Here is a 16479-nt window from a genome sequence, read left to right as displayed (position 1 = left end):
CTGTGAACCGAAAGGTGGTTAAAGAAGATATCGACAGCCGGATCTTTGACGCGGTCAATATGGTTCTGCTGATAATCTTCATGGTTATTATTCTCGTTCCCTTATGGAACGTCATTATTTCATCCTTGAGCTCAGGCAAGGCGCTTGCCGAAGGCGGATTTATCTTCTGGTCCAAGGAATTCTCCCTGGAGAATTACCGCGCCGTATTCAATGACAGCAGCATTGGGCAGTCCTTCCTGGTCTCCATCTCCAAAACCTTTGTCGGGGTTTTCACCCATGTGTTCTTCTGCGCCATGATCGGCTACGGTCTCAGCAAAAGATACATCCGCGGCCGCAAGCTGTATGTGGCGATGGGCGTGATTACGATGTTTTTCTCAGGCGGGATGATTCCGACCTACCTGCTCATTAAATCGCTTGGACTTCTGAACAGCTTCTGGGTGTATATCATACCCGCATTATTCAGCTATTACGACGTTGTCATTCTGATGAACTTTTTCCGGAATGTCCCGGATTCGCTGGAAGAATCGGCCAAGATTGACGGCGCAGGCGACTGGCATATTTTCCTCAAAATCTTCATTCCGCTCTCCATGCCTGCGATGGCGACAATCGCTCTGTTCAACGGGGTGGGGCAATGGAACGACTTCATGACAACGAAGCTATATATCACCAATCAGGCCCTCTATCCGCTACAGATGAAGCTGTATGAGATTATCGTGCAGTCACAGACCCAGTCGATGCAGAACATCGGGGGCTCCGCCGTGATTGAAACCACCACCAAAGGGGTTCAACTAGCAACAATTGTCATTACTACCCTGCCGATTGTTGCGATGTATCCAGTTCTTCAAAGGTACTTTATCTCCGGCATGATGATGGGGGCGGTCAAAGAGTAGAGAAGAAGAGGGGGCGTATTTTTTAAAAAAAGGTTTCTACATCATATTATAGGAGGTTTATCAATGATTAAGATGAATAAAGTCCTGGGGAATAAGGGTGTTAAGCTTGCGCTGCTGCTGATGGCGGCAATGCTGGTGGTGGCAGGCTGCAGCTCAAACGGCGGTTCGAAGAAGGGCAGCGATGTCTCAATAGAAGACCGCTACACGGTGGACCCGGAAACCCCGGCCTGGCAGCTGGATAAGAAATCGGAGACTACGGAATTGACCTGGTATGTCAACGCGGACTGGTGGAACACCGATTTCGGCAAGGATGTAGTAACCAAGAAGATCAAAGAGGATCTGAACATTGACATCAAGTTCATTACGGGGGACGACACCAAGCTGAATACGTTCTTCGCGGGCGGTGATATGCCGGATCTGCTGACGATCTTCGACTCGAACTCCCCGGTCGTGCAAAAGGCCGCTACCTGGGCGCTCCCGCTGAATGATCTGGCCGAGAAATACGATCCGTACTTCAACAAGGTCGCTGCGGCCGACACACTGAACTGGTTCCAACTGAAAGACGGCAAAACCTACGGTTATCCTAACTATTCCAATACACAGGCAGATTACGACAGCGGCAACATTCCGGCCAAAACCGCTTTTGTCATCCGGAAGGATGTCTATGAAGCACTGGGCAGCCCATCCTTCGGGACCCCGGAAGAATTCAAGAGTGTCCTGAACCAGATCAAAACACAGTTCCCTGACATGATTCCTTTCGGCTTCAACTCCATTGGGGAAGGCACCGGATCGCTCGGGGATGTGCTGCAGGATTTCATCGGCGTTCCGCTTGAAACGGAAGACGGCAAGTTCTACAACCGCAATCTGGATGAGGATTACCTGACCTGGCTCCGGACGCTGAATGCCGTATATAGAGACGGGGCGATCAGTGACGACAGCTTCGCCGATGACGGTACAGGCTTTGAGGAGAAAGTGAAGTCCGGTAAATATGCCACGATGCTGCTCGACGGGACTCCACAGCAGGGCGGTAATCTGCAGATCTTCATGAGTGCTAATCCGGGAAAAGAGTACATTGCCATCGATGGCCCGCAGAGCACGGTTGGACATCAGCCTACACTCAATCAGTCCGGAATTACCGGCTGGATGATCAGCTACATCACCAAAGACTGCAAGGACCCGGCTAAAGCGATTCAAATCTTCACGTACCTGCTGAGTGAAGAAGGCCAGAAGCTGATGAACTATGGTATTGAAGGCGAGACCTACAAGGCAAATAGCGACGGTACGGTTGAATTGCTGCCGGAAGTGAAGGATCTGCAGCTGAATAATGCGGATAAGTTCAAGAAGGATTACCGGATGGGCGAATTCATGTTCTTCGGGCATGACCGCCACAAAGCGCTGAGCAAGGATGCCTTCCCTGAATCGATCAAGCAAATGCAGGAATGGGGCCAAGGCAAGCTGAAACCGCATTTCATTCTGGAGAACATTAATCCGGATCAGGGTACGGCTGAAGCCCGCGGTCTGACGGCGATTAACACCACCTGGAATACAACAATGGTAAGCATGATCCGTGCCAAGGATGATGCAGCCTTTGACAGTACCTTGGCTGACTATAAAGCCTTCCTGGACAAAAACAGCTGGGATAAGATCGTAGAGATCCGCAGCGGGAAGATGCAAGCCAACAAGGATAAACTGGGCATTAAATAAGCAAGGCACAAGAAAGGGCCCGCTTTGGGCCCTTTTCTATAAAAGGATGGAGGGATAACACATGCGGGAGATTATCATGTATCAGTCTAACGGAGAAGACGAGCTGTTTGTGGAGCAGTCTGTTGCACAGCTGCCGCAGATTTCAGCGGATGCGGTTACCGCCACAGTTGAGATAGATGCCAGTCAAACCTACCAGGAGATGGATGGGTTCGGGGCCTCTTTCACGGATTCGGCCGCCTATCTGATTCATCAGGTGCTTGACGAGGAGCGAAGAACGGAAGTAATGAGCAAGCTGTTCCACCCGCAGGACGGGATAGGGTTGTCCTTCCTGCGGAATCCGATGGGGGCATCGGATTATGCCAGAACGGTCTACAGCTATAACGATCTGCCTGAGAACGAGACCGATCCCGAATTGTCCGGGTTCTCCATTGCCCATGATGAAGCGGATATTATCCCTTTATTGCAGCAGGCGCTGAAGCTGAATCCGGAAATCAAGCTGATGGCTTCGCCCTGGAGTGCGCCGGGCTGGATGAAGACCAGCGGGTCGATGATTGCCGGCCAATTGAAGCCTGAGCATTATCAGGTGTATGCGGATTATTTTGTCCGCTATATCCAGGCCTTCGCGGCTCACGGTCTGCCTACCTATGCCGTCACTGCGCAGAATGAGCCGCTCTATGAACCGCAGCACTATCCGAGTATGCTGATGCTTCCGGAGGAGCAGCTGGAGTTCATCCGCAGGTTTCTGAAGCCAAGCTTCCAGAAGCACGGACTGGGGACTAAAATCCTCTGCTATGACCACAACTGGGACCGGCCGGACTATGCGCTGTCTGTTCTAGCGGAGGCTGCAACTGAAGTGGATGGTGTAGCCTGGCACTGGTACGGCGGCGCACCGGCCGCACAGTCCGAGGTGTTAAAGGCTTATCCCGGCAAAGAGGTACATTTCACCGAAGGCTCGGGCGGGGAATGGATTCCGCCGTTTGAGCAGGCGTTCTCCAATGTAATGCGTACGGGAATTGAGATCCTGAGGAATCACAGCAAGTCGTTCGTGCTGTGGAATATGGCGCTGGATGAGCAGAATGGCCCCACCGTTCCCGGCTTCGGCAAGAGTACCTGCCGCGGAGTAGTGACGGTCAACCAGCAGACCGGGGAGCTTACGTATACCCTGGATTATTACGCGCTGGCACATTTCAGCAAAGTCATCCGGCCAAAGGCGCTGCGGCTTGCTTCTGCCGCGAGCAATGAGCAAGTACGCTCCGTTGCCTTCCGCAACAGTGACGGATCGGTTGCGGCGGTTTTGTTCAACAATGGGGATACGCAAGAGAAGGTAGCTGTGAAGCTGCAGGGGGGAGAGGTGCTGACCTTCTCCATGGCACCAAAAAGCGCTGTTTCATTGAAGGTGGACGGCAATAGGGAGTAGGCAGGCGTTAAGCTCCGGTCACATGCGTATATTGAATGCAGAGAAAGGACAGGGACACCTGTCCTTTTTCTAATGGCACAGCCTGCGTTAAGATATAAGCAACTAAGAAGCCTCATACGAAGAAGGAGCGATTCATCCAGTGAGTACGATCAAGCTTTGTTTCATCGGGGCAGGCTTCCATGCCGCCACGAATATATATCCTGCGGCAGTGGAAGCGAAGGCGGACATTCAAGCTATTGCGACCCGCAGCCTGGAGCGTTCGGCAGCTGCGCTTCAGCGTTTCGGGAGCAGCGGGACACCATACGGGGATTATAGAGCGATGCTCCAGAATGAAGCCTGCGACGGCGTGGTTGTGGTAGCCCAGCCCGGGGATCAGCCTTCACTTGTGCTGGACTGCATCCGGGCAGGCAAAAATGTCTATGTAGACAAACCGCTGGGCTGGAATGCAACGGAGGCGCTTGTGATGGCAGAGGCTGCGGAGAAAGCAGGGGTTGTTCTGATGGTCGGCTTTATGAAGCGGTATGCTCCTGTGTATCAGAAACTTAAAGCACTTATTGAGGATGGAAGTCTGGGTGCCGCCAGATCTTTTCAGGTGAAGTTTGCCGTGGACAGTACCCCCTTCTGTAAGGATGAGGAACAGTTCATTAAGCTGGCGGCCATTCATATGGTCGATCTGACCCGATATTTGTTCGGAAAGGCCGCTCAGGTGTCAGGCATGTCGGGCAGCAGCGGGGAGTGTATCTCGCAGAGTCTCTCCATAAAGTTTGCCAGCGGTGTAGTGGGCAGCCTGTCTTTCTCCGGCATGAGCGCATGGTCCAGGGAGAGCGAGAGTGTGCTGGTTACTTTCGACCAGGGGTTTGCCCTTGCCGATGAGCTCAACACGCTTAAGATCCACAGATCGTATTCCGGCAGCAGGCTGCCGTGGCAATCGCTGGAGGAGCAGGATACCGTCCTGACACCTTCGGCTTCGGCGATGTCCGGCGGTCTTAGAGATCTGTATCTCCGGGGTTTTGTCGGGGAAATGGAGCATTTCATGGACTGCTGCCGGAAGGGTCAGGCTCCGCTGTCCAGCGGAAGGGATAATGTACAGACGATGGAATTATGCGATCTGATCTTATCGGCACTGGCTTAAACTGGCGAAGAACCAGCAAGCTGATGAAGCTGAACCGGTTAGATGAATGAGCAAAGGGATGTCCCGGCCGTTAGTTGGCGGAGGACATCCCTTTCTTGATAGGCTGCATCTGGATGAAAAGTTGTGTTATTTGGTCCCCGGACTACTAAAGATACTGGTGATCTCATCCAGCAGCCTGTCCAGCGTAATCGGGTCGTCGAAGTTGTACTTGCTGTCGAAGGTGTAGACGCGGCCTTCTTTGACGGCAGGAATAGCTTTCCATAAGCCGCTATCTGTAAGTGCCGTCTGTCTCGCTACGGTTTCGCTGCTGTTGTCGGTCAGAATGAACATGTGTGTGCCGATATACTGCGTCAGCACCTCGTCGGAGATGTTCGCGAACCGTTCGTCGGCATCAATCAGCTTCTGGACACCTTCTGTCGGTTTGAATCCGAGCTGTCCGTACAGCGTTTCGTTCAGGCCTTTGTTGCCCATGATATACAGATCAGAGCCCAGGACAAGCAGGGACGTAGCGGTTTCGCCTTCTGTTAAGTTCAGCTGCTCCTTCACGGAGGAAACCTTTGCTTTATAAGCGTTGAACCAGGTATCCGCCTGTTCCGTGCGGCCGAACAATTCAGCAATCTGCCGTACACGCTCTTCCGTCGGGAAGGTGCCGTCAAGGCCGACTACTACGGTCGGTGCAATTTGGCTTAACGCCTCAATCCCGGTCTCATCCCAGTCGTCAAAAATAATCAGGTCCGGTGATAGGGCCAGGATCTTCTCAGGAGAGAAAGGGTATCCGATATCTTCAATGCCTTCGAGCAGATCGGGGTAGGCAACCTGCGTCCCGATGACGCTAAGCGAAGCCCCTATAGGCTTTATTCCAAGCGCCAGAAGGTCACCAGGATTGCTGCCGACATATACAATATGCTGCGGATCGGTCGGGATTTCTACCTCTCTCTTTTTATAATCCGTGTACAGCCGTGTTGCAGCCGTAGCGGGCTCAGTTGCCTCCGGAGTGGCAGCAGGTGCTTCAGTAGCAGCCGCCGTTGCAGCCGCAGAAGCTGGAGCTGCGTTGTTACTGTTGTTCGATTGTCCGCAGGAGGCCAGGATTAACATTAGTAGAAGGAAGGTTAATGGAAGAAATATCTTTTTTGTGCTTAGCATGGGTGACGCTCCTTTATGATGGTTTGTTTTGGACTTGCGGGAGAGGGGTTCCGGCCTGTAACGGACTGAGCAGATCTTATTTCTTGCAACAACCTTGTTTGTTGCTAACTGGCCGTTTGGCAAAAAAAGTAGAAGCTCTCGCAGCGGTTTTGCTCCGTGTACTTGTAGTGAACTTAAAGGGGTATATCCCACTAACTACCACATCCCGCTATTTACAACGGATTTGAATGGTTCGCAGAGGCTGGAGGCGGTGGGAAAGGTTGGAGGTAAGCGCAGCCGGTCCTCAACTGTGAAAATGCCCTTGCACCTAAATGAAGATGATAATCATTATCACTAGATTATAATTTATTATAATAGAGAGGAACAAGAGAGTTGTCAATCCTCAACAGGTACTCTCTAAAGCTACTCATTAAGTTACTTATCCAAGCTACTCCCCAAAGGTACTCATTAAGTCACTCCTCGATACCCGCACTCTATCAGCAACAGCACAAAGATGCCGCTGCACCATCCAAGTGGTGCAGCGGCATCTTTGTGCTAGAGTTGGAAATGTAGGGGCTACAGCACCGATTGAGAATGCTGATCCTTCTTATATTCATTCGGCGGCAGGCCGACCTCCTGCTTGAACAGCTTGGAGAAATAAGAGTAGTTAGAGTAGCCTACCTTGTTCGCAATGGTATAGACGGAATGGTGGGTCGTTTCGAGCAGGTGCTTGGCAGCGGCGATTCGGACCTGAATGACATAGCTGCCTAAGGAAATGCCGGTCTCCTTCTTGAACAGCCGGGCCAGATAATCCGGATTCAGGTAGACAATCTCTGCCAGATCGCCCCGGGTCAGATCATCGCCGTAATGGGTATGGATGTATTGCTTGATCTCTTCGGCTACCGACTGGGGCTGCGAGGTGAAGTCCCGGTATTTCATCGCCGTGCTGACCAGATAGTTCAGGTATTCCTCCATATCTTCAATGGAAGCCAGCGAGTGCAGCAGCAGCTGGTCATGGGTTTTGCCAGTATATAATTTGTGAACCTGAATGCCCTTCATTTTGAGGAAGGAGTAGACGAGCTGCACGATATCAAGCCGGAACAGGCTGAGGACAGAGGTATCCAGCGCCCGGCCCCGGAGCATCCCCCGCAGGTATCCAGTCACCTCGGCCAGAAAGGCGGAAAGGTTGTTCTGGCTGAGTAGCTCCTCCAGCTGCGTCAGATCCGGCGGAAGATAGGCGGCTTTGCTATGCTGCAGATAGGTCTCCACCAGGAAGGTATGGTTGCGGCTGCGGGTAATCTCCTCATCCATCGTGAGGGTGGATTTGAAGATACTGCCGACCTCGCCAAGTTCACCAGATAAGCCGATCGTACAGCAGGCATCGCATTTTAAATACGGATTGGCTTTTTGAATAAAAGAACTACACAGCCCTTCCAGTAGGTGAAGCTCAGGTGCGCTGTTCCATTTCAGAATGGCGATCCAGTTCGATTCCTTATATTCAAGGATGCTCTCGATCGAGAAAAGCGGGCTCATGAACAGCTCATACAGCACATTCAGCAGTGCGAAATCAAACAGGTACTTCTCTTCCTTGCCCATGCTGCCGTTATGGGGGAAGAGATTGAAGAGCACAGGCTGGATGATCTCATTCATCTGATAGCTCAGGTTCTGCTCCTCCATGGCCTGGAAGATGGCAGAGGTCCGGATAGGGAAGGCCGTGCTGTCATTGACCAGCTTGCGCCAGAAGTGCTCGAGAATTTTCGCCTGATTCTTTTGCCAGTATTGCCCTTCCTGAATGGCCTTCTCGTTATGCTGCTGCTCCCGGGCACGTAATATCGCTTTCTGGATAATCAGCATCAGCTTGTCGAATTCGATCGGCTTCAGGAAGTACTCGAAGCTCTGCAGCTCAATCGCCTTCTGGGCATAGTTGAAATCGGCATAGTTAGTCAGCAGGATCGTCTGGATCCTGTATTGCCGCTCTCTGATCCAGGCCAGCAGCTCCAGCCCGCTCCCCTGCGGCATCTCGATATCGGAGATGAGAATCTGCACAGAATGGTTCTCCAGGATGTCCTGGGCCTGTGACACATTGCTCGCAGTGAACACGGTTTCGATCTGAAGCAGCGCCCAGTCCATTCTCTTTTGCAGCGCGGCAATTACATAGTAGTCATCATCAACCAGCAAAATATTCATAAGAGTTGCTCCGTTCCTGTTGAGAGTTCCGGCAGATCCGGTAGGCAAAGGGTGATGCATGCGCCGCCTTCTGCGGGATTGGAAAAGCTGACGGCTGCTTTGCTCAAATAGAGGTATTCCAGCCGTTTAAGCGTATTCATAATGCCAATCTGGTTGCCTTTGGACTGGTCCAGCGGCTTACCCTGCACAAGCTTATCCAGCACCTCTGCGGGGAATCCGGGACCGGTGTCGGAAATCTGGATCATGGTCATCTCTTCATTATCCATTCTGCGGCGTTTCACAGTAAGCCTGATCTGCACCTCGTTAGCTCTGGAGATCGCGTATTTGATTGAATTCTCGATAAAGGTCTGCAGCACCAGCGGAGGGATCTTCATGTCTGTAGTCTGCGCTTCCTGTTCAATCTGATAGATGAAAGCGTCCCGGTACCTGCTTTTCTGAATATCGAGATAGATCCGCACATGCTCAATCTCATCCTTAAGCAGGACAAAGTCCTCGCTGCCTTGAAAAATATATCTGAAATATTTCGAGGTGGACATCGCCATCTGCTCAATCTCCTCGTACATTTGAATCTGCGCCATGCTGTAGATACTGGTCAGGCAATTCAGGAAGAAATGGGGCTTGATCTGCTGCTTCATGAAGTCCAGCTGGATACTCTGCTTCTCCAGTTCCTGCTCGTACATGGCGATTTTGTAATTGCGGATCTGCAGGGCCAAATCCTTGAACTGCGCGCTGGCCTCTTCCAGCTCGATGATTGTGCTGCTCTTGAACCCGGCGGGCTGGCCGTCTTCATTCAGGTGCGTCAGACTCTCCGAGAAGCTCTGGATCGGTCCGAGCACCTTGCGGTTGAAGAACAGCATGACGGCGCAGAGCGTAGAGGTGACCATGAAGAAGAGCAGCATGATGAGCAGCTGGGCAATCATAATTTTCTCGAAAGCCCCGAATTTGATTACCATCTTGGCGCTGAAGGCTGTACCGGAGAACTCACTCTCAATGGTTGTGCGCGACTGGAACAGGTTCCGGATGCCCGCCTCTTCCTGCAGAGGCTTGCCGCTGTTCGAGACCAGAGTGGAGAGGTCTGTCCCGTTCTCATCAACAAGTGAAGCATAGCCGTTCGCACCCAAATTAATCTGGCGGAGCGGGGTAATGAGATTATCGGCCGAGATCATCCCGATGAAATAACGGTTGTGGTACGGAACAATGTTGATAATGTAATATTTACCGTTCACGAGTATAGGGGTCCAGCGGGAATAGAACTTCTCATACACCTCTTTATCATCAATAAAAGAAATAATCTGCTTCTTCAGCTCCCGGTAGACGGTATAATCGATGCTGATGGGGGCGCAATTCAGGAAGAAGGATTGGTTTTTTAAATAGTAGAAAAAGTTATATTCCTGCCCGTAATTCTTCTGGAGCTCTGTAAACCGTTTGTGCAAATCCTCGTTTGAATTAATAAACTCTTTGCTGGTCTTGTCGTGGGCATTCATCATATTCAGGCTCTCATCGTTCGCGAGCGTCCAGCCCATATAATGATTAATGTAGGCAAAATCATGATTAATCCGGTTGATATACAAATCGGCGGTATCCTGCAAATACCGGGTGGACTGCTGCTTGACGATGGAAATGGAAGCAACGCTGATGACAAGATCCAGAATAAGCACAATGAATGAGATCAGGATCGTGACTCTAACATAATGGCGTATCGGGTAGGGTTTGTTTCGTGCCGTTTTTTTGACCATAGTTGTCTGGTGAAGTCCTTTCCTGTATGTCCGTTTCCGGACGTACTACTTGCGAGTAGGTAACACAGTCATTATAAAACCCCGGGATCAAAAAAACATGGGGAAATCCCGGCTTTTCACCCCAAAGTCCGGATACCGCAAGTAAAAGTCTGAATAGCGTCATGAAAACTGCCTAAAACCGGGGGCTGGCTTCCCTAAATAATGTAAGCGGATGCATAGGTCCGAATAACAGGGCGTTATTGTCCGGAATGCGGAGAAGCAAGAAGGTATCATTAGGGATGTCAAAAGGATCTAATACATCGAAACGGGGGATTATGAATGGTTAAACAGAACAGGAAACCGGTGGCCAAGACGTGGGCGATCTCACTAATGGCGGCAGCGATGCTTGTCGGACTGGCCGGATGCGGCAGCGGCAACAAAGAGAATAACACGGCGGCTGTAGACACGGACAGCTTCAATAAAGAAGGCCTGCCGATCGTCAAGGAGCCGGTAACGCTTAAGGTACTGACGGTACGCTGGGGCAGCATGGGGGATACCTTCACCAAGAACCAGTGGCTGATCGATCTCGAGAAGAATACCAATGTCAAAATCGACTGGCAGGTCATGTCCTCCAATGACTGGGCCGAACAGAAATCCATTCTGCTGGCCAGCGGCACACTGCCGGATGTCGTGCTGGGCGATCAGACCTTCACCGACTCCGATATCGTGAACAATCTCAGCTATTTCCGTCCGCTGGACGATTATATTGATCAGTATATGCCTAATCTCAAGGCCGCGATGGAAGAAACACCAGATATGAAGAAGATCAGCACCTTCCCGGACGGTAAAATCTACTCCATGCCGACCCGGCTGCCTTCGCGTCCGAAGAGCTCACGCCAGCCGGTCATCAACAAAACCTGGCTCGACAAGCTGGGCCTGAAGGTTCCGGAAACGATTGACGAGCTCTACACTGTGCTCAAAGCCTTCAAGGAGCAGGACCCGAACGGAAACGGCAAAGCGGATGAAATTCCGTATATTGAAGTAAGCAATGATATGATCAGTCCGTTTGGAATTGCCGATCTGAATACCAACAACATGCTGGTTAAAGACGGCAAGGCTGTGTATTACCCGATAACGGAGGAGTACAAGGAAGGCATGAAATGGGAGAATAAGCTGTATTCCGAAGGTCTGCTCGACAAAGAGCTGTTCACCCAGGACGCTACGATGATCTCAGCCAAGTTCCAGAACCCGGATGCGCCGATCGTCGGCTTCACCTACCAGTGGACACCGGATGCCGTATTCGGCAAATGGAGTGACCAGTATGTAACGATTCCGCCGGTTGCCGGACCGGATGGTAACCGCTACACCATCGGCAATCCGATCGGGATGAGTCTGAACCGCAACGAGCTGCTGATCACTTCTTCCTGCAAAACACCGGAGATTGCCGCACGCTGGGCGGACCAGTTCTACACGAACGAAGCGAGCATTCAGAACTTCTGGGGAGCAATCGGAACGGTTATCCAGAAGAATGATAACGACACCTATACACTGATGGACCCTCCAAGCGGAACCAGCGCAGATGCCTGGTACTGGGATCAGTCCCTGCGGGACTTCGGACCGAAATATGTCAGCCCGTCCTTTGAACAGAAGATCGTACTTAACCCGGAAGCGGGCGACGGTCTTAAGCTGGAGCTCGACAAGCTGGGCAGTGAATATGTAACGACACCGTTCCCTAACGTAATGTACACTTCCGAGGAGTTCGAAGAGCTTCCGACGTTGACCACGGATATCGATACTTATGTGAACACCATGCGTGCACAGTTTATCAGCAAAGGGGATATCGACGGGAACTGGGATGCTTATGTGAAGAAGCTGAACGATATGGGTCTGGATAAGCTGGTGAAGATCCGCACGGATGCATACGGACGTTACAACAGCGTGAAATAAAGACCATAGCTCTAAAGATTCCACTGATCCGCGGAAGGAGGCTTCTATAATGACGGTTACGATGGCAAAAGTCGCCCGGAGAGCGGGAGTCTCCATCTCCACGGTCTCCCGGGTGCTGTCCGGTCGGCCGGTGGTCCGGGAGGAAGTCTCCCGCAAGGTGAAGCAGGTGATGGAGGAGCTGGGGTATACGCCGAATATCATCGCGAAGAGCCTGGTGTTGAAGTCAGCCCGTTGCTTCTGCATTCTGCTGCCGGGACCTTCAGAGCAGGCCATCTTAGGTCTGATGTTCATGGAGACCCTGCGCGGAATTATAGCGGAGGCGGGCCGCTTAGGATATGACACGATCATCTGTTCAGGTGCGGATGAGCAGGAGGAACTGAAGGCTGTCTCCGGTCTCTTGAAGGGGCACCGCGCAGACGGAGTCATTCTGCTGCCATCCAGCGGGGAAGAGGCTGTGATGGGGTATTTGCAGAGCAGCGGCTACCCTTTTGTCTTGGCAGGCCGCTGCGGCGGTGATGAAGGGATCATAAGTGCGGGTACGCAGCAGAATATGGCAGATTTTGAGGCTGCGCAGCATCTGGTCAGGGAGGGATATGAGCTGGGAACTCTTGCTGTCCGGGCATTAACCGGGAAGATCAGGCTTCCAGAGCATCTCAAGGCAAGCAGAATCGTGTAACCAATAGGAGTGTAAGTATGGCTAAATTAACGGAAGTAACCCTGCGGAACCAAGTGGTCTATTCCATCTATGTGCGCAATCACAGCGAAGAAGGAACCTTCAAGGCGGTAGAGAAGGATCTGGAGCGCATCAAGGAGCTTGGTGTGGATATTATCTGGCTGCTGCCGGTGCACCCGATTGGCCTTGTGGCCCGCAAGGGCGGGCTTGGCAGTCCTTATGCCAATCAGGATTACCGGGAGATGAATCCGGAGCTTGGCAGTCTGGCGGATTTCCGGAGTCTGACGGAGGCCATTCATAGGCTCGGGATGAAATGCATCATTGATGTGGTCTATAACCATACTTCGCCCGACTCCTGGCTGGTGGAACATCATCCTGAATTCTTCTACAGGACTCCGGAGGGCAAGCTTGGTAACCGTGTTGGCGACTGGGGCGACATTGTGGATCTGGACTATAACAATCAGGAGCTGTGGGATTATCAGATCGAATCGCTGAAAATGTGGGCCGGAATGGTAGACGGCTTCCGCTGTGACGTAGCCCCTCTGCTGCCGCTGGACTTCTGGCTGAACGCCAGGGAAGAGGTGGCTGCGGTTAACCCCGGCTGCCTATGGCTTGCCGAATCCATCGAACCGGACTTCACGATGCATCTGCGTTCCCGGGGCATGGCCAGTCTGTCCGACAGCGAGGTGCTCCAGGCGTTTGATGCCTGCTATGACTATGATGTGTACCCGTATTTCACGGGCTATCTGAACGGCAGCGTTACGCTCGGCAGCTATATAGAGAAGATCAATGCGCAGGAGTATATCTATCCGGGCAATTATGTGAAGCTGCGGTTTCTGGAGAACCATGACCGGCCGCGGGCCAAGCAACTGTTCCCGGAGGAGAATGAGCTGATCAACTGGACGGCATTCATGTATTTCCAGAAGGGCATGCCGCTGATCTACGGCGGGCAGGAGACGGAGAATGAGGTCTGTCCCGATCTGTTCGACAAGTGTACTGTCAGCTGGAATACGGGGAAGGACCTGTCCTGGCTGTTCAAAGCGCTGTACCCCATTAAGCACAAAGCAATTATGGCCCATGGTGTCTGTCAGTTTACGGCACATGAAGAAGACGGAATGGTCTGCGGCATGCATACCTGGGGTGAGCAGAAGCTGGCTGGTGTGTTCAGCCTGAGAGGCAGGCAGGGAGATGTGGAGCTGGAGCTTCCGGATGGAGCGTATGTCAATTTGATTGACGGCAGCGCGGTAAACGTGGCCGAGGGCAGATTGCACTGCAGCGGCCGGCCGGTGATCATCGAAGCATGAAATAAGCAGTGTGAGCAAGCTTCAGGCTGCCTTTTGATAAAATGCCGTCCCGCAACGATGTCTGCTGCAGGGCGGTATTTTTGTTGACGAAGGGAAAGTCCCTTTGCTCCCTCCGGAAGTGGGCGGAAAGAGGGGAATAAAGGGATAAACCCCTTTAATTCCGCCGTGAACGCTGGATGGGTTAAGCCTGATTCGCAGTATGCTGCAGGATTTGCCTTCCGGAAGCATCCGTTCCCTGCTCAGGTGTCCGACATATGGGTTTATGCCCCAAAAGTCCGGATAACGTTAGCGGAAGTCTGCATACCGTCTGGCTTAGTGTCTCCCGGGTAACGGGCCGCGCGAAGTTCTCTCCTGCGGACAACGAAAGTCCGGTTTACGCTGTGAGGAGGTCCGGCTGGCGCGGCGGGGGGCAGGTATACTGAATGAAAATATAGATAAGCGTAGGCTACCGGAGCGAGTTTTGCCGAAGTCGATCATGAAGCTTATGCTAACAAACTCAAACTTTTAGGAGGGGTCACAATGAAATCCGGTCAGTCCAGTCCGGCAGCAGCCATCGGACAGATCAAACGAAACTGGGGACTGTATCTATTGCTGCTTCCCGCAGTTGTGCTTACGTTATTGTTCGCATACAAACCGATGTACGGGGTGCTCATCGCCTTCAAGAATTACAGCCCGGCGCTGGGAATTGACGGCAGTCCGTGGGCGGGATTCAAGTATTTTGACAAGTTCTTCAATTCCTATCAATTCTCGAACACGATTAAGAATACGCTGATTATTAGCGTGTACAGCCTGATCACCTTCCCGATCCCGATTATCCTTGCGCTAATGGTCAATCAGATGCGGCCGAACCGGTTCAGACGTTTTTTCCAGACCGTGTCATATATGCCGCATTTCATCTCCACAGTCGTAATGGTGGGCCTGATGATGATTCTGCTCTCGCCAAGCACCGGGCTGGTCGGTAATCTGTACAGCCTGTTCGGCGGGGAGGCTCCTGATCTGATGGGCTCGACCTCGCTATTCAGCAGTGTGTATGTCTGGTCGGATGTGTGGCAGCATGTCGGCTGGGACAGCATTATTTTCATTGCCGCGCTCTCGTCGGTCGATCCGAGCCTGTACGAAGCTGCTACGGTGGATGGGGCCAGCCGCTGGAATAAAGTCCGTTATATCGATATCCCGATGCTGATGCCGACGGCGATCACGCTGCTGATTCTCCGGGTGGGCGGTCTGCTGGGCGTAGGATTTGAGAAGGTCTATCTGATGCAGAATGATCTGAATATCACCTCCAGTGAGATTCTGTCCACCTATGTTTACAAAATCGGCCTGCTCAGCAGCCAATACAGCTTCTCGTCAGCGATCAACCTGTTCAATACGGTCATCAACTTTATTCTGCTGATCATGGTGAACCAGCTTTCCAAAAAACTTAGTGAAAACAGCCTGTGGTAGAAAGGGGAGCAGCACAATGGGAGTACTAGAGCCTGCAGCCAGCAAGAGAACTGGCAAAATCAAAAATAACCGGTCCTCGGATTCGGTAATGGAAATTATTATGTATGTTATCGCTGTCCTGTTTCTGATCATCCTGATCTATCCGCTGTATTTCATCGTCATTGCTTCATTCAGTGATCCGTCTGCGGTGGCGGGCGGCAAGGTCTGGCTGTTCCCGAGGGGGTTCACGCTTGACGGTTACCAGGAGCTGCTGCGGCATAAAAACATCTGGATTGGCTACCGGAATACCATCCTCTATACGGTGGTGGGGACGGTCATTGGTCTGGTTGTGAATATATCGGCAGCCTACGCACTGTCCAGAAAAGACCTGGCGGGACGCAAAATCCTCTCGCTGTTCTTCATCTTCACCATGTTCTTCAACGGCGGGCTGATCCCGACCTTCCTGACGATCCGGGACTTCCACATGTATGATACCTTCCTGGTTATGGTGCTGCCGTTCTCGGTTGGCGTCTACAACATTATCGTAGCCCGGACCTTCTTCCAGACGAGCCTTCCCGGAGATCTGTGGGAAGCGGCGCAGATTGACGGCTGCGGGAATCTGCGTTATTTCCTGCAGGTGGTGCTGCCGCTGTCCAAAGCGATTATTGCCGTGCTCGGCCTATGGATTGCCGTCGGGTATTGGAACTCCTACTTCAACGCGCTAATCTATCTGAAGAATCCGAATATGTATCCGCTGCAGCTGATTCTCCGTAACATTCTGATCACGAATCAGATGCAGTCGGGCATCGGCAGCGGTGAAGCGGCACAGATTGCCCTGCGTCTGGCTAATATGATGCGCTATTCCGTTATTATCATTGCTACAGTTCCCATTATGTGTGTGTATCCGTTCGTCCAGAAGTATTTCAATCAAGGCGTCATGATTGGTGCCGTGAAGGAATAGACAGA

General features: G+C 52.0%; 12 protein-coding genes. 9 read left to right on the top strand and 3 right to left on the bottom strand.

The window, feature by feature from the left end:
- The first annotated feature begins 2 nt into the window (after positions 1–2).
- The 4 genes from R50912_RS22675 (at position 3) to R50912_RS22660 (ending at position 5143) form a co-directional block, all read left to right on the top strand.
- The gene (locus tag R50912_RS22675; RefSeq protein ID WP_039310017.1) at positions 3–890 is read left to right on the top strand and encodes a carbohydrate ABC transporter permease; all 888 of its coding nucleotides are present in this window, start codon (positions 3–5) and stop codon (positions 888–890) included.
- 63 nt (positions 891–953) lie between these two features.
- Positions 954–2594, top strand: coding sequence for a type 2 periplasmic-binding domain-containing protein (locus tag R50912_RS22670; RefSeq protein ID WP_042238076.1), 1641 nt, complete (start codon positions 954–956; stop codon positions 2592–2594).
- Between the two features lie 61 nt (positions 2595–2655).
- A complete protein-coding gene (locus tag R50912_RS22665; protein WP_042238074.1) occupies positions 2656–4011 on the top strand; it encodes a glycoside hydrolase family 30 protein in 1356 nt (451 codons plus the stop codon).
- Between the two features lie 139 nt (positions 4012–4150).
- Positions 4151–5143, top strand: a complete 993-nt coding sequence (locus R50912_RS22660) for a Gfo/Idh/MocA family protein (RefSeq protein ID WP_042238073.1) — start codon at positions 4151–4153, stop codon at positions 5141–5143.
- Between the two features lie 126 nt (positions 5144–5269).
- On the opposite strand, the gene R50912_RS22655 is transcribed toward R50912_RS22660, so the two are convergent.
- The 3 genes from R50912_RS22655 to R50912_RS22645 form a co-directional block, all read right to left on the bottom strand.
- Positions 5270–6286, bottom strand: a complete 1017-nt coding sequence (locus R50912_RS22655; RefSeq protein ID WP_042238071.1) for an ABC transporter substrate-binding protein — start codon at positions 6284–6286, stop codon at positions 5270–5272.
- 555 nt (positions 6287–6841) lie between these two features.
- Positions 6842–8452: a response regulator gene (locus tag R50912_RS22650; protein WP_042238068.1), complete on the bottom strand. Its 1611-nt coding sequence runs from the start codon at positions 8450–8452 to the stop codon at positions 6842–6844.
- A complete protein-coding gene (locus R50912_RS22645; protein WP_042238067.1) occupies positions 8449–10188 on the bottom strand; it encodes a sensor histidine kinase in 1740 nt (579 codons plus the stop codon). Before R50912_RS22645 ends, R50912_RS22650 begins: the two co-directional genes overlap by 4 nt.
- Positions 10189–10506: 318 nt before the next feature.
- Between R50912_RS22645 and R50912_RS22640 the strand changes: the two genes are divergently transcribed.
- The 5 genes from R50912_RS22640 to R50912_RS22620 all read left to right on the top strand — a co-directional run bounded on the left by R50912_RS22640 (position 10507) and on the right by R50912_RS22620 (position 16474).
- Positions 10507–12114, top strand: coding sequence for an extracellular solute-binding protein (locus tag R50912_RS22640; protein WP_042238065.1), 1608 nt, complete (start codon positions 10507–10509; stop codon positions 12112–12114).
- A gap of 49 nt (positions 12115–12163) precedes the next feature.
- Positions 12164–12790, top strand: coding sequence for a LacI family DNA-binding transcriptional regulator (locus R50912_RS22635; RefSeq protein ID WP_052416623.1), 627 nt, complete (start codon positions 12164–12166; stop codon positions 12788–12790).
- Positions 12791–12807: 17 nt separating this feature from the next.
- A complete protein-coding gene (locus R50912_RS22630) occupies positions 12808–14091 on the top strand; it encodes an alpha-amylase family glycosyl hydrolase (protein WP_042238063.1) in 1284 nt (427 codons plus the stop codon).
- A 519-nt stretch (positions 14092–14610) separates the two neighbouring features.
- Complete coding sequence (locus R50912_RS22625; RefSeq protein ID WP_042238062.1) at positions 14611–15534, top strand: ABC transporter permease; 924 nt, start codon at positions 14611–14613, stop codon at positions 15532–15534.
- A gap of 16 nt (positions 15535–15550) precedes the next feature.
- On the top strand, positions 15551–16474 hold the full coding sequence (locus R50912_RS22620; RefSeq protein WP_042238061.1) for a carbohydrate ABC transporter permease: 924 nt from the start codon (positions 15551–15553) through the stop codon (positions 16472–16474).
- Positions 16475–16479: the final 5 nt, after the last annotated feature.

The sequence above is a fragment of the Paenibacillus sp. FSL R5-0912 genome (assembly GCF_000758605.1).
Classification (GTDB): Bacteria; Bacillota; Bacilli; order Paenibacillales; family Paenibacillaceae; genus Paenibacillus_AQ.
Note: the sequence above shows the minus strand (reverse complement) of the source record. Positions and strands in the feature narration are given on the sequence as shown.